This window comes from Microbacterium sp. (genome assembly GCF_043427715.1).
GTDB lineage: Bacteria > Actinomycetota > Actinomycetes > Actinomycetales > Microbacteriaceae > Microbacterium.
In genome coordinates this window covers 1-19,709 of the sequence record NZ_JBHWTD010000016.1, presented here as the reverse complement: position 1 = coordinate 19,709, position 19,709 = coordinate 1, and the positions used below count along the sequence as shown (strand labels likewise).

The window sequence follows — 19,709 nt, the reverse complement described above, 5'->3', positions numbered from 1 at the left end:
ACGATCCGCCCCGAATCCGCGCGGATAGGCTGGCCCGATGAGTATGGGCGGACGACCGGGCGGCGGAATGGGCCGGGGCTTCCGCGCCGTGGACGAGGACGCCCAGAGGCGTCAGAACCAGGAAGCGCCGAAGGTCGAGAACCTCGGCCCCCGTGTCGTCGCGCTCTTCCGCCCCTATCGCGGGCGACTCGCCACCACGGCGGTTCTCGTCATCGCGAGCGCGGCCGTGGGCGTCATCCCCGCGCTCCTGGTGCAGCGCGTCTTCGACGATGCGCTGTTCCCGCTCGAGGGTGGCGGACCGGACCTCACACTCCTCGCGTGGCTCGTGGGCGCCATGATCGGCTTGTTCCTGCTCACCGCACTCGTCGACATCGCGCGCACCTGGCTCACCGCCACGGTCGGCAACAGCGTCACGGGCGACCTGCGCGTGCGGCTGTTCGAGCACCTCCAGGCGATGGACCTCGGCTTCTTCACGCGCACGAAGACCGGCGTCATCCAGTCGCGCCTGCAGAACGATGTCGGCGGCGTGTCGGGGGTGCTCACGAACACCGTCACGAGTGTCCTCGGCAACACCGTCACCGTCATCTCGGCGATCGTCGCTATGGTGCTCATCGACTGGCGGCTCACGCTCATCGCCGTCGTGCTCATGCCCGTCCTCGCGCTCGTGCAGCGCCGTGTCGGGCAGGTCCGGGCGCGCATCGCCGGGCAGACGCAGGAGTCGCTGTCGGAGCTCTCCGCCATCACGCAGGAGACGCTGAGCGTCTCCGGCATCCTTCTGTCGAAGTCCTTCAACCGTCAGCGCGCGGAGTCGACCCGCTATGCGGGGGAGAACGGACGGCAGATCGGCCTGCAGGTGCGCCTCGCGATGAGCGGTCAGGGCTTCTTCGCCGTCGTGCACGTGCTCATGTCCTCGGTGCCGGCCGTCATCTACCTCGTCTCCGGCTACTTCATCGCGGGCGGGGTCGACACGATCACGGCGGGCACGGTCGTCGCGTTCACGACGGTGCAGGCGCGTCTGCTGCAGCCGCTCATGGGACTCATGCGGGTCGCGCTCGACCTGCAGACCTCAGCAGCCCTCTTCGCGCGCATCTTCGAGTACCTCGACCTGACGCCCGCGATCAGCGACGCCGCGAACGCGCGGCCCGTGACCGAGGCGGCCGGGCCGCTCGGCCGCGTCGAGTTCCGTGACGTGACCTTCCGGTATCCGGATGCCGCGCAGGAGGGCCGTCCGACGCTCGACGGCGTCTCGTTCGTCGCTGAACCGGGCCAGCACGTCGCGTTCGTGGGGCCTTCCGGTGCCGGGAAGACGACGGTGCTGTATCTCGCGCCGCGGCTGTACGAGGCGACCGGCGGAGAGGTGCTGTTCGCGGGCGAGGACGTGCGTGCGCTCACGCACGAGTCGATCATCGACCACGTCGGCATCGTGTCGCAGGAGACGTACCTCTTCCACGCGACGATCCGAGAGAACCTGCGTTACGCCAGGCCCGACGCGACCGACGAGCAGATCGAGGCGGCCTGCGCCGCCGCCAACATCCACCACGTGATCGCCGGCTTCGAGCAGGGTTACGACACCGTTGTCGGGGAGCGCGGCTACCGACTCTCCGGCGGCGAGAAGCAGCGCATCGCGATCGCGCGCGTGCTGCTGAAGGACCCGCCCGTGCTGCTGCTCGACGAGGCGACCTCGGCTCTCGACACGGTGTCGGAGCGGGTCGTGCAGGAAGCGCTCGACGAAGCCGCGCGCGGCCGCACGACTCTGTCGATCGCGCACCGCCTGTCCACCGTCGTCGGTGCCGACGTCATCCACGTGGTCGAGCACGGGCGGATCGTCGAGTCCGGCACGCACGACGAGCTCCTCGCCGCGGGAGGCCTCTACGCCGCGCTCGCCGCGGAGCAGCTCGCCGCCGGCCGCATCGAGGGCCTCTCGACCTGACGCCCCCGGGCTACCAGAGGCGGGCGGCGGCCAGGAGGGGCGTGGATGCGGGGTCGAGCGTGATGGCGCCGGCCTCGGCGCGCGCGACGAAATCTCGGACGAACGCGCCGACGAGACGCCGGTAGGCGTCGTCGGCGTGGGCCTGGGCGATCCGGACGAGCGGGGGCACATCCATGTCGAGGATGAGACGGATCCGCGCCTGCGCGGCGGCCCGCTGGCCCGCGGCATCCAGCACCGCGAGGCCGGAGCGGAGGGCGTCGAGGTAGTCGACCAGCACCGGCACCGTGTGCTTCGTCTGCGTCAGGGAGGACCCGTCGGCGCACTCGCGCCAGTGCACGACGACGTCGGGGATCACGTCGATCGCCCGCGCCCGCGTGTACAGCAGCTGCGCCACGATCTGGTCCTCGTACGCGCGGCCCTCCGTGAACCGGATGCCGGACCCGCCGCGGCGCCACAGCTCGATGCGGCTCACTTTCGACCACGCGACGATGTTCCCGGACACCTCCGGGTGCGCGGAGAGCGAGGTCGCCCGTCTCGCGGGGTCGGTCGCCGCCGCGACCCATGGCTGCACGGGTCCCGGCGTGTAGCCGCCCGCGGCATCCGGCCGCAGCCGCACGTAGGCGCCCACGGCGATGTCGCTGCCGCTCTCATCGAGCGTCCCGACCAGGCGCTCCAGGGCAGCCTCCGTCATGACGTCGTCGGCGTCGAGGAATGCGACCAGCGGCGTCGTCACGAGGTCGAGCGCGGCGTTGCGTGCCGCACCGAGCCCGAGCGCGGTCTCGTGGCGGAGCAGCCGCATCCGGGGATCGGCGGATGCCGCGTCCGCGAAGACCTGCGTCGTGGCATCCCTCGACCCGTCATCGACGAGGATCGCGCACCAGCGGTCGAACGTCTGCGCCTGCAGCGACTCCAGCGCCTCGGCGGCGAACGCGCCGACGTCGCGGCCGGGCACGATGACGGTGACGACGGGCTGACTCACGTGCCCGATCGTACTGCCGCGATGGATGCCGCCACGGCATCGGCCAGGGGCTCCGCGAGCCCGTCCGCAGCCGCGGGCAGCCGGTGCCCGAACGTGAACCGCACGGAGGTCTGCGCGACCTCGGGCGCGATCCCGAGAGCGATGAGCACGTGCGAGGGGTCGTCGCTGCCGGCGGCGCACGCGGATCCACTCGAGGACACGACGCCGCGCCGCTCGAGCTCGAGGAGCACGGCCTCGCCGCTGACTCCCGCGAACGTGAAGCTCGCGGTGCCGGGAAGCCGGCGCACGGGATCCCCGGTGAGGCGCGCCGTCGGGACGAGGGCGAGCACGCGCGCGATGAACGCGTCGCGGAGCGGCACGAGACGAGCGGATGCCGCTTCGCGCTCGGCTTCGGCGAGCTCGAGAGCCGTCGCGATCCCGACAGCGCCTGCCACATCCTCGGTGCCGCTGCGGCGTCCACGCTGCTGACCGCCGCCGTGCAGGAGGGGCTCGAGCGGGATGCGGCCGCGGACGGCGAGCACACCGGTCCCCGCAGGCGCCCCGATCTTGTGGCCCGCGACGGACAGGGCGTCCGCGCCGGTGCCCGACAGCGGCAGCCACCCGGCGGCCTGGACGGCGTCGAGGTGCAGCGGCACCCGCCGCGCGGCCGCGACGTCCGCCAGCGCGGTGACGTCCTGGACCGTGCCGACCTCGTTGTTCGCGTAGCCCACGCTCACGAGGGCGGTGTCCTCGCGGAGCGCCGCGGCGACGGCATCCGGGTCCACTCGCCCGGCCTCGTCCACGGCCACCCGGCTGACGGTGACGCCGTGCACGCGCTCCAGGTACTCAACCGACGCGAGGATCGACTCGTGCTCGATGGGCGTCGTCACGACATGGCCCGGGATGCCGCGCCGCAGCGCCGCCGCGATGGCGATGCCCTTCACCGCCAGGTTGTTGGCCTCGGTGCCGCCCGAGGTGAACACGATGTCGCCGGGCCGCATGCCGAACACCGCGGCGACCCGGCGCCGAGCGTCGTCGAGCGCCTCCGCTGCGGCCTCGCCCACGGTGTGGTGGCTCGACGGGTTGCCGAAACGCTCGCCGAGGAAGGGGAGCATCGCCTCCCGCACCTCCGGGCGGACGGGGGAGGTGGCCGCGTGGTCGAGGTAGAGCACGTCAGTCCCCGTCGATGCGCACGTCCAGGCCGAGGTCGAGCGCGCGGGCGGAGTGCGTCAGCGCGCCGACCGAGATCACGTCGACGCCGGTCTCTGCGATGGCCCGCACGGTGTCGAGGTTCACCCCGCCGGAGGCCTCGACGACGGCCCGGCCGGCGACCTGCTCGACGCCGGTGCGGAGATCGGCGAGCGAGAAGTTGTCGAGCATGATCGTGTCGACGCCCGCCTCCAGCACCGCCTCGATCTGATCGAGCCGATCGACCTCGACCTCGAGGTGCGCGGTGTGCGGGAGGCGCGCCTTCGCGGCGCGGAGCGCGTCGGTGAGCGACGCGCCGCCGCGGGTGAGGAGGGCGAGGTGGTTGTCCTTGGCCATGACGGCATCCGACAGCGAGAAGCGGTGGTTGTGGCCGCCGCCGCTGCGGACCGCATGGCGTTCGAACGCCCGGAGCCCGGGCGTCGTCTTGCGGGTGTCCACGATCCGTGCGCGCGTGCCCCGGGTCTCGTCGACGTACGCCGCCGTGAGCGTCGCGATCCCCGACATCCGCTGCGTGAAGTTCAGTCCGATGCGCTCCGCCGTGAGCACGGCGCGGGCGGGACCGGTCACCGATGCGAGCACGGCGCCGCGGTCGAAGGCGCCGCCATCCGCGACGTGGAGGCGGACCTCGACGGCGGCGTCGGTCAGCGCGAACGCGGCCGCGAGGACCGCCCCGCCGCTGAAGACGCCCGGCTCGCGCGCGACGAGCTCGGCGGTCGCGATCGCGTCCGCGGGGATCAGGTATTCGCTCGTGAGGTCGCCGCACGGGGCGTCCTCGTCGAGGGCGGCGCGGACGGTGCGGTCGATGACGGGCTGCGTGAGCATCACGCGGCTCCTTCCCAGGCGGCGGCGTCGCGGCGGAGGTGCGCGCCGACGGAGGTCGTGCGGGCGAGGGCCGCCGCGACGAGGTGGGCCCCGACGATCAGCAGGTTCTCGTCCTCGAGGGAGGTTTCGGTGCGGGGGTCCCGCGGCGTGGCCCGCCACGCTGCGAGGACGGCCGCAGCCCGTTCGAGGCCGGCACGGTCGCGGACGACACCCGCCTCCTCCCACAGCAGGTCCTGGAGGGCCGCCCGGGTGAAGGCGGGCTCGTCGGATGCGCAGGGAGCGGATGCCGGTCGTCCCGGGGCGCCGGCAGGCACCGGCCAGAGCGCGCTGCCGGCGTCAGCGGCGATCGCCGCGCCGGCGCGAGCGCCGAAGACGGCGCCCTCCAGCAGAGAGTTGGACGCGAGCCGGTTGGCACCGTGGACGCCTGTTCGGGCGACCTCGCCGACGGCGTACAGGCCGGGGACGGTCGTGCGGCCGGAGAGATCGGTCACGACGCCGCCCATGAGGTAGTGCGCGGCGGGGGTCACCGGGATGGGCTCCCGCGTCCAGTCCAGCCCGCGGGCCCTGACAGCCGCGTCGATCGTCGGGAAGCGGCGGGCGAGGAACCCGTCTGTGGCGAGGGTCGTCGCGTCGAGGAGGACGGGCCGGCCGTCCTGGCGCTCCATGGTCGCCGCGATGGCGCGCGCGACGACGTCGCGGGGTGCGAGCTCGCCGTCGGGGTGGGCGTCGAGCGCGAAGCGTCGACCGGTCTCGTCGCGGAGCACCGCACCCTCTCCGCGCACGGCCTCGGAGACGAGGAACGCGTCGCCTGCGGCCAACACCGTGGGGTGGAACTGCATGAACTCGAGGTCCGCGACGGCGGCGCCGGCCCGCAGCGCCGCGGCGATCCCGTCGCCGGTCGCCACCGGTGGGTTGGTCGTGTGCGCGTAGAGCTCGCCCGCTCCGCCGGTCGCGAGGACCACGGCATCCGCCGTGATCGTCTCGCGCGTGCCGGGGTGACCCGGCGCATCGCCGACGAGGAGGTCCACACCGCGCACGCGACCACCGTCGACGACGAGGTCCACGAGGAAGGCGTGCTCGTGGACCGTCACGGCGGCGCTGCGCAGGCGCGCCACGAGGGCATGCTCGATGACGGCACCGGTCGCATCTCCGCCGGCATGCAGGATGCGGGGGTAGGAGTGCGCGGCCTCGAGGCCCTTGACGAACTCGCCGTCGGCGGCGCGGTCGAAGGCGACCCCGAGCGAGACGAGTTCGCGGATGCGCGCCGGACCCTCCTCGACGAGCACCCGCACGGCGCGCTCGTCGCAAAGGCCCGCGCCGGCGGTGAGGGTGTCGCGCACGTGGTCCTCGACCCGGTCGTCGGCGAACATGACGCCCGCGATGCCGCCCTGCGCGTAGCGCGTGTTCGCGTGGTCGAGGGCGTCCTTCGTGACGACGGTCACGCGGCATCCGGAGTCCAGGGCGTGCAGCGCGGCGGTGAGGCCGGCGATGCCGGAGCCGACCACCACGACGTGCGTCATGGCTTGGCCGCCAGCATCCGCTCGAGGGCGACGCGCGCGGGATCGGCGACGTCCGGCGTGACCGTGATGCGGTTGCGCACCTCGCCCTCGACGAGGCCCTCGAGCACCCAGGCGAGATAGCCGGGGTGGATGCGGTACATCGTCGAGCACGGGCAGACGACGGGGTCGAGGCAGAAGATCGTGTGCTGCGGGTACTGCGCCGCGAGGCGCTGCACGAGGTTGATCTCGGTGCCGATCGCGAACGTCGTCGGCTCGGTGGCCGCTTGGATCGCCTTGCGGATGTAGTCGGTGGACCCTGCCTCGTCGGCGGCGTCGACGACGGCCATGGGGCATTCGGGGTGCACGACGACGCGGACGCCCGGGTGCTCGGCGCGGGCGCGCTCGATCTGCTCCACGGTGAACCGGCGGTGCACGGAGCAGAACCCGTGCCAGAGGATGACGCGGGCGTCTTCGAGCTCCTGCTCGGTGGATCCGCCGAGGGCCTTGCGGGGGTTCCACATCGGCATCTGCTCGAGCGGCACCCCCATCGCCTTCGCCGTGTTGCGGCCCAGGTGCTGGTCGGGGAAGAAGAGCACACGGCGCCCGCGCGCGAAGGCCCACTCGAGCACGGTGCGGGCGTTCGAGGAGGTGCACACGATGCCGCCATGCCGGCCCACAAAGCCCTTGATGGCGGCGGACGAGTTCATGTAGGTGACCGGGATGACCGGGACGAGGCCGTCGGCGTCCGGGGCGTCGAGATCGCCGTAGACCTCCGCGAGCTGCTCCCAGCACTCCTCCACCTGGTCGATGTCGGCCATGTCCGCCATGGAGCAGCCGGCAGCGAGGTTCGGGAGGATGACAGCCTGCTCCGGGCGCGAGAGCAGGTCGGCGGTCTCGGCCATGAAGTGCACGCCGCAGAAGACGATCGCCTCCGCGTCCGGGTGCTCCAGCGCGGCGTTCGCGAGCTGGAACGAATCGCCCACGTAGTCGGCGTGGACGACGACCTCCTCACGCTGGTAGAAGTGCCCGAGCACGACGACGCGGTCGCCGAGCACGGCCTTGGCCGCCGTGATCCGCGCCGACAGCTCGATCTCGCTCGCGTCCCGGTACTCGGCCGGCAGTGCACCCTGGCGCGGTGCGCCGACGGGGATCACGTCGCCCATCGAGGAACCCGGGCCGTAGCCGGGACGCGTGTCGAAGTCCCAGGGACCGACGGCGAGGTCGGTCGTGCACGTCTCGTCGGTCGAGAGGCCGGAGACGATCGCCTGGATGCCGTGGTCGACGGACGGGTCGATGGTGCTGGGGGGGAGCGTGGTCATGGTCGGGTCTTTCCGTGCGGGAGCGGGCCGCGATCGGCCAGCTCGACGTCATGGTTGTAGCGGTAGAGGCGGGCGGGACGGTGGTTCCCCGTGCGGAACTCGTCCGTGGGGATGAGGGTCGCGGAGTTCTCTACCTGGCGGCGGAAGTTCGCGGGATCGAGGCGCCGTCCGAGGATCGCCTCGTACACCTCGCGGAGGTCCGCGAGGGAGAACAGATCGGGCAGGAACCCGTGCGCGATGCGGCTGTAGCCGACCTTGTTGCGCAGGCGCCACAGCGCGTAGTCGACGATGTGGTTGTGATCGAACGCGAGCTCCGGCAGCGCGGTCGCGTCGAACCAGGCCACGTTGTGCTGCTGCGTGGCCAGCGAGACGTCCTCGCGTACGAGCGCCCAGTACACGATCGAGACGACCCTCGAGGGGGAGCGGCCGACGTCCCCGAACGCGTAGAGCTGTTCCAGATAGCTCGGTGCCAGCCCGGTCGTCTCTGCGAGAGTTCGGGATGCCGTCTCCTCGAGGTTTTCGGCAGGGTCCAGCCAGCCGCCCGGCAGCGCCCACTGACCCTCGTGCGGGTCACGGGTGCGGCGCACCAGCGGGAGCATGATCCGCGGGCCCTCTGCGCCGGGCTCCCGGCGCAGGCTGAAGATCACGGTGGAGACCGCGACGGTGATCGGTGGTGTTCTGGTCATGGTGACATTAACCTCGTCTCGATCTTAGGGTCGCCGTGACCAGAAGGGCAAGTCCGTGCATCTCACAGGTGTCGCGCCCTACGCTGTTCACGAGGACTCCCACCGGGATTCGGGGAGCGGCCTCGCAAGGAGGCTGCTCGTGCTGATCGTCGATGTCATCGTCGTGCTGGTGCTCATCATCGCCCTGCTCGGTGGGCTGCTCCGGGGCCTCGTCGCAACCGCCGGCAGCCTCATCGGCATCGTGCTGGGTGTGATCGTCGCGGTGTGGCTCACCCCCGTCATCGCTCCCACCTTCACGGGCTGGGAGTACCGCAGCCTCGTGCTCGCGATCATCGGACTCGGCATCGTCGCGCTCTTCGTCGGGGTCGGCACGACCGTGGGTGCCCGAGTGCGCCGCGGCGTCGACCGCGCCAAGCTCACCCTGCTCGACCGGTTCCTCGGCGCCGTCGTCAACGTCGCGGCATCCGCCCTCATCCTCACGCTCGTCGCCGGAACGATCGTCGGCTCGGGCATGCCCGGCGTCGCTCCCGCGGTCGCCTCTTCGCGCGTCCTCGGGGTCATCGACGACCTCACCCCGCCCGCCGTGGATTCCGCGCTCGCCGAGTTCCGCGGCTTCGTCGTCGAGGAGGGCATTCCGCGGGTCGGGGAGCTGCTGGCGCCCGAGGTCGAACCCACCGCGCCGCCCGTCTCCCTCGACGATCCCGAGCTGCAGGATGCCGCGGCCTCGGTGGCCCGCATCAGCGGCAACGCCTACGCCTGCGGCGCCTCGCTCACCGGATCGGGCTTCGTGGCCGCAGAGGGCCTCGTCGTCACCAACGCGCACGTGATCGCCGGGGTCGCGACGCCCGTCGTGGAGCTCCCCGGCCGGGAAGCGAGGGAGGGTCGCATCGTCTACTTCGACCCCGTCGACGACCTCGCCGTCATCGCCGTCGACGACCTCGACGCCGAGCCGCTGCCCATCATCGAACCCGTCGAGGCCGGCACCTCGGTCGCGGTGCAGGGGTACCCCCTCGGCGGCCCGTTCACGAGCGGCGTGGCCTACGTGCTGTCGGTCGGCGACGCGGTCGTCGCCGACATCTACGACGAGGATGCCGCGCCCCGCGAGATCTACGCGCTCGAGGCCGACGTGCGCCCCGGCAACTCCGGCGGACCCGTCCTCACCGAGGATGGCGAGGTCGCCGGGGTCGTGTTCGCGCGCGGTGACGACGACCAGCGCCGCGGGTATGCCATGACGACGACCGAACTGGCTCCGGCGCTCGAGGTCACGATCGACAGCGACGAGGTCTCGTCGGGCGACTGCACGGGCTGACTCCCCACCGCGCGGACCCCCGGTGGTAGGCTCGCGTCGAAGACGAATATCGGACCATCACGTCATCTCGGGAGAAGCCGCTCGCGGCTGCCGAAGGAGCAATCCCTCCCCGGAATCTCTCAGGCCCCCGTACCGAGACGACATGGTCACTCTGAAAAGCGGCATCCGCGTGATGCCCGCCGACGGGGCAAGCGGACGACAACCGCGGAATCTCTCAGGCCTATGACAGAGGGGGAGGAACTCACCGCATCCGCTGCGCCGTCAGGAGTTCCCGTGATCCACCGTTTCGCACCACCACCCACCCGGGCCGGACGCCCATGAGCATCGGCGTCTTCGACCTGTTCACGGTGGGCATCGGGCCCTCGAGCTCGCACACCGTGGGGCCGATGCGCGCGGCATCCGACTTCGTCTCCCGCCTCGAACCCGCGCAGGTCGCACAGCTCGAAGTCCACCTGTACGGGTCGCTCGCGGCCACCGGCCGCGGGCACGGCACCCTGTCCGCCGTCCTGCTGGGACTGGAGGGACACCGGCCCGACGAGATCCTGCCCGCCACCGTCGAGGCCCGCATCGCCGCGATCCGCGAGACGCGTGCCGTGCGCGTCGCCGGAGACCACGACATCGCCTTCTGCGAGGACGACATCATCCTGCACCCGCTGACGGAGCTGCCCGCCCACAGCAACGGTCTCCGCCTGACGGCACGGAATGCCGCGGGTGAGACGCTCGACGACGCCGTCTACTACTCGACCGGCGGCGGCTTCATCACCCGCGACGGAGAGCTGCCCGCGCAGGCCGAACCCCTGCCGGTGGCGTTCCCGTTCGAGTCCGCCGCGGAGCTGCTCGCTCACTGCGAGCGCGAGGACCTGTCGATCTCCGACGTGCAGCGACGCAACGAAGGCGCCGAGCGCGGCGACGAGGAGACCGTCCGCGGCATCCTGCACATCGCCTCCGTGATGGGTGAGAGCGTCGAGTCCGGCGCCTCCCGTGAGGGGATGCTGCCCGGCGGGCTCAACGTGCCCAGGCGGGCGCCCGCGTGGCGCGACCGGCTCGTCGCCGCCGACCCCGCAGGCGCCGACCCCGCACTCTGGCAGGAATGGGTGAACTTCGTCGCCCTCGCCGTCAACGAGGAGAACGCCTCCGGTGGGCGCATCGTCACCGCCCCCACGAACGGCGCCGCCGGGATCATCCCCGCCGTGCTGCACTACGCGATCCACTTCGGCGTGCCGGAGCGGCCGCGGGAAGAGGTCATCGTGCCGTTCCTGCTGACCGCCGCCGCCGTCGGCGTCCTCTACAAGGCCCGCGCCTCCATCTCCGGCGCGGAGGTCGGATGCCAGGGCGAGGTCGGCTCGGCGTCGTCGATGGCGGCGGCGGGGCTCGCCGAGGTGCTCGGCGGGACGCCCCGGCAGGTGGAGAATGCCGCCGAGATCGCGATGGAGCACAACCTCGGCCTCACGTGCGACCCGATCGGAGGCCTCGTGCAGATCCCGTGCATCGAGCGCAACGCGATCGCTGCCGCGAAAGCCATCAATGCCGCCAAGATGGCCCTGTGGGGTGACGGCACCCACAAGGTGTCTCTGGACGAGGTGATCGCGACCATGCGGGAGACCGGGCGGGACATGAGCAGCAAGTACAAGGAGACGGCGCTGGGCGGCCTCGCCGTCAACGTCGTGGAATGTTGAGGACCCGATGACCGACACCCCCGAACCGCGGCGCTCGCCGCTGCACGAGGCTCACGAGGCACTGGGCGCCTCCTTCACCGACTTCGGCGGCTGGCTCATGCCGGTGCGCTACACGTCCGACCTCGCCGAGCACCACGCCGTGCGCCAGGCGGCGGGCCTGTTCGACATCTCGCACATGGCGGAGTTCTACGTCGACGGCCCCGAGGCCGCGTCCTACCTCGACTTCGCCCTCGCGGGCGCGATCTCCGCGATGCGGGTCGGCAAGGCCAAGTACTCGCTGGTCCTCGCCGAGGACGGCGGCATCGTCGACGACGTCATCGTCTACCGGTTGGAGGAGGACCGTTTCCTCGTCATCTCCAACGCGGGCAACCGAGACGCCGTGGCAGCGGCCCTCACCGCTGCCCGGGGTTCCTTCCCCGGCGGCGATGCTCCGACGGTGACGGATGCCACGGACGACTACGCCCTCATCGCTGTGCAGGGCCCTGCGGCGCAGAGCATCGCCGAGTCGGTCGCCGACATCGTCGAGGTCGGCACCCCGTGGGACGAGCAGAAGTACTACGCGTGGTCCGCGGCGCGCTTCCGCGGCGAGCCCCTCCTCATCGCCCGCACCGGGTACACGGGGGAGGACGGCTTCGAGCTCATGGTTCCCGTCGCCGCGGCCGCCGACCTGTGGGACGCCGTCCTGGCGGCCGGTGCCTCGCACGGACTCGTCCCCGCCGGGCTCGCCGCGCGCGACACGCTGCGCCTCGAGGCCGGGATGCCGCTGTACGGGCACGAGCTCTCGCGCGACATCGTGCCCGCACAGGCCGGAGTCGGCCGCGTCGTGGCGTCCGACAAGGACGCCTTCGTCGGCAAAGACGGGCTCGCCGCCCGCACCGACCCCGACGCACCCGTGCTCGTCGGCCTCGTCGCGGAGGGCCGGCGCGCCGGCCGTGCCGGTTACGAGGTCTACGCCGCCGACGAGCGCGTCGGTGAGATCACCTCGGGAGCCCTCAGCCCGACCCTCGGCCACCCGATCGCGATGGCCTTCGTCACCCCCGCGGCATCCGCCCCGGACACCGCCCTGACCATCGACGTCCGCGGAACCCGCATCCCCGCGACCGTCACCGCCCTTCCCTTCTACCGGAGACAGAAATGACCGACCTCACCGCCCTGTCCTACACCGCCGAGCACGAGTGGATCGCCTTTGACGGCGACATCGCGACCGTCGGTATCACCGACTACGCAGCCGACAAGCTCGGTGACGTCGTCTTCGTCGAGCTGCCCGCAGTGGGCACCGCCGTGACCGCCGGTGCGGTCGTCGGCGAGATCGAGTCGACCAAGTCCGTCGGCGAGCTGTTCGCCCCGCTGACCGGCGAGGTCGTCGAGGTCAACGACGCCGTCGTGGACGACCCCTCCAGCGTCAACGGTGGGGCGTTCGACGCGTGGCTCGTGAAGATCCGCGTCGACGGCACGCCCGACGGCCTGCTCGACCGCGACGCCTACGTCGCGCTGACGGGCGGAGACGCGTGAGCACCGCCTTCACCGGACGCCACATCGGCACCGACGCCGCCGCGCAGCAGCAGATGCTCGCGCTCCTCGGCTACGACACCGTCGACGCGCTCGTCGAGCGAGCCGTGCCCGACGCGATCCACACCGGAGCGCGCGAGAGCGTCATCCCGCCCGCGGCCTCGGAGTCCGAGGCGCTCGCCGAGCTCCGCGACCTCGCCTCGCAGAACCGGTCGGCGCGCGCGATGATCGGGCTCGGGTATTACGACACGATCACCCCGTCGGTGATCCAGCGGAACGTCTTCGAGAACCCGTCCTGGTACACGGCGTACACGCCCTACCAGCCCGAGATCTCGCAGGGCCGGCTCGAGGCGCTCATCAACTTCCAGACGATGGTGACCGACCTGACCGGTCTCGCCACCGCCAACGCGTCGATGCTCGACGAGGCGACCGCCGTCGTCGAGGGCATGCTCGTCGCCCGCCGCGCGTCGAAGTCCGCCTCCGACGTCTTCCTCGTCGACGCCGATGCCTTCCCGCAGACGAAGGCGCTCCTGCACCATCGTGCCGCCGCCGTCGGCGTGCGCATCCGAGAGGTGGATCTCGCGGGCGAGCTGGATGCCGCGGACGCGTTCGGCGTCTTCGTGCAGTACCCGGGGGCGTCCGGCCGGCTGATCGAGGCGACCGAGGTCATCACCGCCGTCCACGCCGCCGGCGGTCTGGCTATCGTCGCGGCCGACCTGCTCGCGCTGACCCTGCTGCGCTCGCCCGGCTCGATGGGCGCGGACGTCGCGGTCGGCACGACGCAGCGATTCGGCGTGCCGATGGGCTTCGGTGGCCCGCACGCCGGGTACATGGCCGTCCGTGCCGGGCTCGAGCGTCAGCTGCCGGGTCGCCTCGTCGGCGTCTCTCAGGATGCCGTCGGCCACCCTGCCTACCGGCTGTCGCTGCAGACCCGTGAGCAGCACATCCGCCGCGAGAAGGCGACCAGCAACATCTGCACCGCGCAGGTGCTCCTGGCCGTCATGGCGTCGATGTACGCCGTCTACCACGGACCCGAGGGCCTTCGTGGCATCGCCGAGGAGGTCACCGCCAAGACGGCACTGCTGGCCGACTGGCTCCGAAGCGCCGAGATCGAGACGGTGAACGACACGTTCTTCGACACGCTGCTCGTGTCGGTGCCAGGGCGCGCCGAGACGGTCGTGGAGGCGGCGCGCGCCCGCGGCTACCAGCTGTGGTTCCGTGACGCGGACTCGGTCGGCGTCTCCCTGGACGAGACGACGACCCTCGCCGACATGCACGCCGTCGCGGAGGCGTTCGGCGTCACGGCATCCCGTGTCTTCGTGCCGCTGCGTGGCCGCACCGAGCACCTGCCGGAGGCGCTCCGCCGCACCGACGCCTACCTCCAGCACCCGGTGTTCAACACGCACCGATCCGAGACGGCGATGATGCGCTACCTCAAGCAGCTCGCCGACCGCGACTACGCGCTCGACCGCGGCATGATCCCGCTGGGCTCGTGCACCATGAAGCTCAACGCCGCCACCGAGATGGCGGCGGTGTCGTGGCCCGAGTTCGCGCGCGTGCACCCGTTCGCTCCGCTCGACGACGTCGCCGGCTACCTCGTCATGATCGAGCAGCTCGAGGCCTGGCTCGCGGACGTCACCGGGTACGACGCGGTCTCGCTGCAGCCGAACGCCGGGTCTCAGGGCGAGCTCGCCGGGCTCCTCGCGATCCGCGGGTACCACCACTCCCGCGGCGACGTGCACCGTGACGTCTGCCTCATCCCTTCTTCGGCGCACGGCACGAACGCGGCATCCGCCGTCCTCGCCGGGATGCGAGTCGTCGTCGTCGCGTGCGACGACGCGGGCAACGTCGACCTCGACGACCTGCGGGCGAAGGTGGCGGCGCATGCCGAGAATCTCGCGGCGCTCATGATCACGTATCCATCGACGCACGGCGTGTACGAGCAGGACGTCGTCGACATCACCGCCGCCGTGCATGACGCCGGCGGCCAGGTGTACGTCGACGGCGCGAACCTCAACGCACTCCTCGGTTTCGCCCGCTTCGGCGATCTCGGGGGCGACGTGTCGCACCTCAACCTGCACAAGACGTTCGCGATCCCGCACGGCGGCGGCGGCCCGGGCGTCGGCCCGGTCGCGGCGAAGGCGCATCTCGCGCCGTTCCTCCCGTCGCACCCGCTGGCTCAGCGTGCCGAGCACGCGGGAGGGTTCGCGTTCGACGGCGGACCGATCTCGGCGGCGCCGTACGGGTCGGCGTCCATCCTGCCGATCTCGTGGGCGTACGTGCGGATGATGGGCGCCGACGGGCTGCGCCGTGCGACCGGCGCCGCCGTGCTCGCGGCCAACTACGTTGCGAAGCGCCTCGAGGAGCACTACCCCGTGCTGTACACGGGGGAGGACGGGCTCGTCGCCCACGAGTGCATCCTCGACCTGCGTCCGCTGAAGGAGACGACCGGGGTGACGGTCGACGATGTCGCCAAGCGCCTCATCGATTACGGCTTCCACGCGCCGACGATGTCGTTCCCGGTCGCGGGCACGCTCATGGTGGAGCCGACGGAGTCCGAGGACCTCGCCGAGCTCGATCGGTTCGTCGAGGCGATGATCGCGATCAAAGCGGAGGCCGACGCCGTGGCATCCGGTCGCTGGCCTGCGGGGGACAACCCGCTCGTCAATGCCCCGCACTCGGCCGAGTCGGTGATCGCGGGGGAGTGGGACCACGCGTACACGCGCGAGGAAGCGGTCTACCCCGTCCGGTCGCTCGTGCGCACGAAGTACTGGCCCCCGGTGCGGCGCATCGACAACGCCTTCGGCGACCGCAACCTCGTCTGCGCCTGCCCGCCCATCGAGGCCTTCGCCTGACCGCGCTCACCTGACCGCGAGACAGCAGGCGCGGTCCGAGACGTCGACATCAGGCCGACGTCTCGGGCCGGCTGCTGTCTCGCGGACCACAGAGCGGATGCCGCGCGGCCCCGGCAGCGGCCGTCTCACCCGCCGGGCGGGGCGAAGACGGCGGGCCACCAGGCGGCGGCGAGGGGATAGCCCACGAAGGCGATCACGTCGATCACGACGTGGGCGATGACGAGCGGCATCACGCGGCCCCAGCGGTGGTAGACCCAGCCGAAGACGATGCCCATCGCGACGTTCCCGACCAGCGGGCCGAAGCCCTGGTACGCGTGGTACGCGCCGCGCAGCCCTGCGGTCGACAGGATGATCGTCCATGTGCCCCACCCCAGTCGCCGCAGTCGGTCGAACAGGTACCCGACCATGACGACCTCTTCGAGCAGTCCCGCCCGCAGCGCCGCCAGCAGCAGCAGCGGGATCGTCCACCACGACGAGTCGAGCGGCGAGGCGTCCACCTGCACGGTGATCCCGAGCGTGCGCCCCAGTGCGTAGAGGCCGAGGCCCGGCACTCCGATCACCGCGACGAGCAGCAGCCCGCCGCCGAGGTCGCGGCCGAACCGTTCGAAGGTGAGGCCGATCTTCCGGAACCCGGATGCCGCCGGCTCCCACAGCAGGTAGACGGCCAGGGCCACCGGCGCGAGCCCGAAGAGATACCCGAGCGCCTGCTCCAGCACGTCCCAGAAAGCGGTCGCGCCGGCGCCCGGGTTCAGCGACGTCTGCTGATCGCCCAGCGGCGCCCGCGTGAGCGCCTCGAGCAGCGAGACCACCGAGTACACCGCAGACCGACCGATCGACAGGGCGAGGATGATCGCGATCTCCCACCACAGTTGGGTGCGGGAGGCGGGGGAGCGAGAGGAAGACGACGCCATCGAGCCAGGATGCCAGGTCGCCCCGTACCAGACCCGCACGGCCCAGGCAATCGTCGTCGCGTCCCTTGACGGTCCACAGCACGTCGTATTGCGTGGATGCATGACGGTCATCGGATTCCACTGCTCGCACGAACAACTCCCGCCGAGTGCGCTGCTGTCGGCGGTCCAGCACGCCGAGACGGCGGGCTTCGAGGCGGCGATGTGCTCGGATCACCTCGCGCCGTGGAGCCGCACGCAGGGGCACAGCGGGTACGCCTGGTCGTGGCTGGCGGCGGCCCTCGCCACGACGTCGCTGCGATTCGGCGTCGTCTCGGCGCCGGGCCAGCGGTATCACCCGGCGATCGCGGCGCAGAAGATCGCCACCCTCGGCGAGATGTTCCCGGGCCGTTTCTGGGCCGCCCTCGGATCGGGCGAGGCGATGAACGAGCATGTGACCGGCGACCCCTGGCCTGACAAGCCGGCTCGCGAGCGCCGCCTGATCGAGAGCGTCGACGTCATGCGGCGCCTGCTGGCCGGTGAGGAGGTGAGCCACGACGGCGAGGTGGTCGTCCACCGCGCCCGGGTCTGGTCCCTCCCGGCGGAGCCGCCCGCGCTCCTCGCCGCGGCGGTGACCCCCGAATCAGCCGAGCGCCACGCAACCTGGGCCGAGGGGCTCATCACGGTGGCATCCGAGCCCGCCCAGCTCGCCGAGATCGTCCGCCGGTACCGGGATGCCGGAGGCCGCGGCCCCGTGTGCGGCCAGATGCACCTCGCCTGGGCGCCCACCGAGAGCGCCGCGGTCGCGGTCGCGAAGGAGCAGTGGCAGAGCAACCTCGTCCCGGCGCCGGAGGCCTGGGACCTCGAGCAGCCCGAGGATTTTGAGCAGCGCACGGCGGGCGCCACCGAGGAGCAGCTCCGCGCCGCGGTCTTCATCTCCAGCGATCCGGGCCGCCACCGCGGCCGGATCGAGGAGCTGCTCGCCGCAGGGCTCGATGAGCTGTACCTCCACGAGGTCGGGACCGATCTGCATCGGTTCGTCGACACGTTCGGCGAGCGGGTGCTCCCTCACGTGAGGGATGCCGTATGAGCCCCCGGCCGATCGACGCTGCCGACCGGTGGTGGCGGACCGCGGTGTACTACTGCCTCGATGTGCAGGTGTTCCAGGATTCCGACGGGGACGGTACGGGCGACCTGCAAGGGCTTGCGACACGCATCCACGACCTCGCCGACCTCGGGGTGACCTGCCTGTGGCTGATGCCGCTTTACCCGACGGCAGACCGCGACGACGGGTACGACATCACCGACTTCTTCGCCGTCGATCCGCGCCTCGGTACGCTCGGCGATCTCGTCGAGGTGATCCGGGTGGCCCGTGCGCACGGGATGCGCGTGATCCTCGACTTCGTGATGAACCACACCTCGTCGAAGCATCCGTGGTTCGTGCAGGCACGGTCCTCCCGTACGGACCCGAAGCGCGACTGGTACGTCTGGCGCGACGAACCACCGGCGAACCCCGACCCGCCGGTGTTCCCCGGTGAGGAGGTCTCGACGTGGACCCGTGACGAGAAGACCGGGCAGTACTACCTCCACCACTTCCGTGCCCACCAGCCCGACCTCAACGTCGCGCACCCCGACGTGCAGCAGCAGATCGAGCGGAACCTCGGGCTGTGGCTCGAGCTGGGCGTGTCGGGCTTCCGGATCGACGCCGTGCCGTTCCTGTTCAGCGGAGCGGGCCATCACCAGACGGCCCCAGACGCCGCGCCCCAGTACGACGCGCACACCCACCTGCGCGCCATCCAGCGATTCGTCGCACTCCGCGCGGGAGATGCGGTGCTCCTCGGCGAGGTGAACCTCACGCACGAGGAGCAGCTCGAGTGGTTCGACGCGAAGGGCGACTCGTCAGGGCTGCACCTTCAGTTCGACTTCGTCACCATGCAGCAGCTGTATCTGTCGCTCGCCCGCGCCGACGCAGAGCCCGTGCGGCGCGCGCTCGCAGAGCGGCCCGAGCTTCCCGACGGCAGCCAGTGGGCGAACTTCGTCCGGAACCACGACGAGCTGACCCTCGACAAGCTACCGGAGGATGAGCGGGCGGAGGTCTTCGCGGCATTCGCGCCCGACGAGGACATGCGGCTCTACGGCCGCGGCATCCGGCGTCGGCTTCCGACCATGCTGGACGACGAGCGCGCCGTGCGCATGGTCTACTCGCTGATGTTCTCGATCCCCGGAGTGCCCGTGCTCTTCTACGGCGAGGAGATCGGGATGGGGGAGCAGCTCGCGGTGCCGGGTCGGTATGCGGTCCGCACCCCGATGCAGTGGACGGCCGAGGACGGCGGCGGGTTCTCCACCGCCCCGAAGCACCGATACCCGCGCGCCCTTCCCGACGGCGATTACGCTCCGGCTCGCGTCAACGTCGCCGACCAGCGCCGCGACGAACGGTCGCTCTGGCACCACATCCGCCGCCTCTCGCAGACATACCGTGCTGAGCCCTCGCTGGCGTGGGCAGCCGTCGAGGTCGTCGCGCTTCGGCAGCGGTCGGTCCTGGCACACATCGCGCGTGCCGACGGGTGGGCCATGCTCGCCGTGCACAACCTGAGTCCCGACCCGCAGACGGCGAAGCTCTCGGTCGATGTCGACGGCGAGCCGGTCACCTTCACCGATCGGTTCGGCGAGGAGACCGTCCGCACAACCAAGGAGCTCGACGTCGAACTGGGTCCGTACGGATGGCGCTGGCTGTCACTGGACCGCGCCGACGCCGCAGTGCGACGTCGCTGACCGAGCGCGGCGCTCGCCGCCCATCGCCCCTCGAGCCGTATGTCACGACGGCGGAAAGACGGGTTCGACACGCGGTCCGACCGTGCAGAAGATCGTGCGTCGTGGCATCCGATTTGTCAGATTGTCACGCGTCCGTAGCGGCGGTTTCAGAGTCCTAGCGCAACACCTCGTCGAGGAGGTTCGTTGTGTCGAGGAAGATTCCGTGGGCGACGCGGGCGGGCGCGGTTCGAGGGCTGATCGCGGGTCGTTCTGCGATCGAGTTCGCGCCGACTCTGGGT

At 71.4% G+C, this 19,709-nt stretch carries 15 protein-coding genes and 2 riboswitches; of the genes, 8 read left to right on the top strand and 7 right to left on the bottom strand.

Annotated elements, in window-relative coordinates; all coding sequences use genetic code 11:
- The first annotated feature begins 43 nt into the window (after window positions 1-43).
- Complete coding sequence (locus tag ACHFGS_RS01595) at window positions 44-1,930, top strand: ABC transporter ATP-binding protein (protein ID WP_394279041.1); 1,887 nt, start codon at window positions 44-46, stop codon at window positions 1,928-1,930.
- Window positions 1,931-1,940: 10 nt separating this feature from the next.
- Here the strand turns inward: ACHFGS_RS01595 and ACHFGS_RS01590 are convergent, their stop codons facing one another.
- From ACHFGS_RS01590 to ACHFGS_RS01565, 6 genes are read right to left on the bottom strand one after another with little or no spacing between them, the layout of a single operon-like run.
- Window positions 1,941-2,909 (bottom strand): glycosyltransferase family 2 protein, encoded by a 969-nt coding sequence (locus ACHFGS_RS01590; RefSeq protein WP_394279021.1) that lies wholly within the window; start codon window positions 2,907-2,909, stop codon window positions 1,941-1,943.
- Window positions 2,906-4,060 carry a cysteine desulfurase family protein gene (locus ACHFGS_RS01585; RefSeq protein ID WP_394279020.1) on the bottom strand — a complete coding sequence of 385 codons (1,155 nt, stop codon included), beginning with the start codon at window positions 4,058-4,060 and terminating at the stop codon, window positions 2,906-2,908. The genes ACHFGS_RS01590 and ACHFGS_RS01585 overlap by 4 nt, the downstream gene beginning before the upstream one ends.
- Before the next feature lies 1 nt (window position 4,061).
- Window positions 4,062-4,919 (bottom strand): carboxylating nicotinate-nucleotide diphosphorylase, encoded by an 858-nt coding sequence (gene nadC, locus ACHFGS_RS01580; protein ID WP_394279019.1) that lies wholly within the window; start codon window positions 4,917-4,919, stop codon window positions 4,062-4,064.
- On the bottom strand, window positions 4,919-6,439 hold the full coding sequence (nadB, locus tag ACHFGS_RS01575) for an L-aspartate oxidase (protein ID WP_394289082.1): 1,521 nt from the start codon (window positions 6,437-6,439) through the stop codon (window positions 4,919-4,921). The genes nadC and nadB overlap by 1 nt, the downstream gene beginning before the upstream one ends.
- On the bottom strand, window positions 6,436-7,737 hold the full coding sequence (gene nadA, locus ACHFGS_RS01570; RefSeq protein WP_394280050.1) for a quinolinate synthase NadA: 1,302 nt from the start codon (window positions 7,735-7,737) through the stop codon (window positions 6,436-6,438). The genes nadB and nadA overlap by 4 nt, the downstream gene beginning before the upstream one ends.
- Window positions 7,734-8,423, bottom strand: coding sequence for an NUDIX domain-containing protein (locus ACHFGS_RS01565; RefSeq protein ID WP_394280049.1), 690 nt, complete (start codon window positions 8,421-8,423; stop codon window positions 7,734-7,736). The genes nadA and ACHFGS_RS01565 overlap by 4 nt, the downstream gene beginning before the upstream one ends.
- Before the next feature lie 139 nt (window positions 8,424-8,562).
- Here ACHFGS_RS01565 and ACHFGS_RS01560 point away from each other — a divergent pair, with 139 nt between their 5' ends.
- The 5 genes from ACHFGS_RS01560 to gcvP all read left to right on the top strand — a co-directional run bounded on the left by ACHFGS_RS01560 (window position 8,563) and on the right by gcvP (window position 15,772).
- On the top strand, window positions 8,563-9,732 hold the full coding sequence (locus ACHFGS_RS01560; protein ID WP_394280048.1) for a MarP family serine protease: 1,170 nt from the start codon (window positions 8,563-8,565) through the stop codon (window positions 9,730-9,732).
- Between the two features lie 58 nt (window positions 9,733-9,790).
- A riboswitch (glycine riboswitch) is annotated at window positions 9,791-9,877 on the top strand.
- Window positions 9,878-9,971: riboswitch (glycine riboswitch) on the top strand.
- A gap of 78 nt (window positions 9,972-10,049) precedes the next feature.
- The gene (locus ACHFGS_RS01555) at window positions 10,050-11,408 is read left to right on the top strand and encodes an L-serine ammonia-lyase (RefSeq protein ID WP_394280047.1); all 1,359 of its coding nucleotides are present in this window, start codon (window positions 10,050-10,052) and stop codon (window positions 11,406-11,408) included.
- 7 nt (window positions 11,409-11,415) lie between these two features.
- Window positions 11,416-12,546, top strand: a complete 1,131-nt coding sequence (gene gcvT, locus ACHFGS_RS01550) for a glycine cleavage system aminomethyltransferase GcvT (RefSeq protein ID WP_394280046.1) — start codon at window positions 11,416-11,418, stop codon at window positions 12,544-12,546.
- Window positions 12,543-12,920: a glycine cleavage system protein GcvH gene (gcvH, locus tag ACHFGS_RS01545; protein ID WP_394280045.1), complete on the top strand. Its 378-nt coding sequence runs from the start codon at window positions 12,543-12,545 to the stop codon at window positions 12,918-12,920. The genes gcvT and gcvH overlap by 4 nt, the downstream gene beginning before the upstream one ends.
- Window positions 12,917-15,772, top strand: a complete 2,856-nt coding sequence (gcvP, locus tag ACHFGS_RS01540; RefSeq protein ID WP_394280044.1) for an aminomethyl-transferring glycine dehydrogenase — start codon at window positions 12,917-12,919, stop codon at window positions 15,770-15,772. The genes gcvH and gcvP overlap by 4 nt, the downstream gene beginning before the upstream one ends.
- 125 nt (window positions 15,773-15,897) lie before the next feature.
- On the opposite strand, the gene ACHFGS_RS01535 is transcribed toward gcvP, so the two are convergent.
- Window positions 15,898-16,683: a CPBP family intramembrane glutamic endopeptidase gene (locus ACHFGS_RS01535; RefSeq protein WP_394280043.1), complete on the bottom strand. Its 786-nt coding sequence runs from the start codon at window positions 16,681-16,683 to the stop codon at window positions 15,898-15,900.
- 100 nt (window positions 16,684-16,783) lie between these two features.
- Between ACHFGS_RS01535 and ACHFGS_RS01530 the strand changes: the two genes are divergently transcribed.
- The gene (locus ACHFGS_RS01530; RefSeq protein WP_394280042.1) at window positions 16,784-17,749 is read left to right on the top strand and encodes a TIGR03885 family FMN-dependent LLM class oxidoreductase; all 966 of its coding nucleotides are present in this window, start codon (window positions 16,784-16,786) and stop codon (window positions 17,747-17,749) included.
- On the top strand, window positions 17,746-19,431 hold the full coding sequence (locus ACHFGS_RS01525; protein WP_394289081.1) for an alpha-amylase family protein: 1,686 nt from the start codon (window positions 17,746-17,748) through the stop codon (window positions 19,429-19,431). Before ACHFGS_RS01530 ends, ACHFGS_RS01525 begins: the two co-directional genes overlap by 4 nt.
- Window positions 19,432-19,709: the final 278 nt, after the last annotated feature.

Excerpts from the sequence above, each read along its gene's own strand:
- ACHFGS_RS01595 (WP_394279041.1), top strand. The coding sequence starts at position 44 with ATGGGCGGACGACCGGGCGGCGGAATGGGCCGGGGCTTCCGCGCCGTG.
- nadC (WP_394279019.1), bottom strand. The coding sequence starts at position 4,919 with ATGCTCACGCAGCCCGTCATCGACCGCACCGTCCGCGCCGCCCTCGAC.
- nadB (WP_394289082.1), bottom strand. The coding sequence starts at position 6,439 with ATGACGCACGTCGTGGTGGTCGGCTCCGGCATCGCCGGCCTCACCGCC.
- nadA (WP_394280050.1), bottom strand. The coding sequence starts at position 7,737 with ATGACCACGCTCCCCCCCAGCACCATCGACCCGTCCGTCGACCACGGC.
- ACHFGS_RS01565 (WP_394280049.1), bottom strand. The coding sequence starts at position 8,423 with ATGACCAGAACACCACCGATCACCGTCGCGGTCTCCACCGTGATCTTC.
- ACHFGS_RS01555 (WP_394280047.1), top strand. The coding sequence starts at position 10,050 with ATGAGCATCGGCGTCTTCGACCTGTTCACGGTGGGCATCGGGCCCTCG.
- gcvT (WP_394280046.1), top strand. The coding sequence starts at position 11,416 with ATGACCGACACCCCCGAACCGCGGCGCTCGCCGCTGCACGAGGCTCAC.
- gcvH (WP_394280045.1), top strand. The coding sequence starts at position 12,543 with ATGACCGACCTCACCGCCCTGTCCTACACCGCCGAGCACGAGTGGATC.
- ACHFGS_RS01535 (WP_394280043.1), bottom strand. The coding sequence starts at position 16,683 with ATGGCGTCGTCTTCCTCTCGCTCCCCCGCCTCCCGCACCCAACTGTGG.
- ACHFGS_RS01530 (WP_394280042.1), top strand. The coding sequence starts at position 16,784 with ATGACGGTCATCGGATTCCACTGCTCGCACGAACAACTCCCGCCGAGT.
- ACHFGS_RS01525 (WP_394289081.1), top strand. The coding sequence starts at position 17,746 with ATGAGCCCCCGGCCGATCGACGCTGCCGACCGGTGGTGGCGGACCGCG.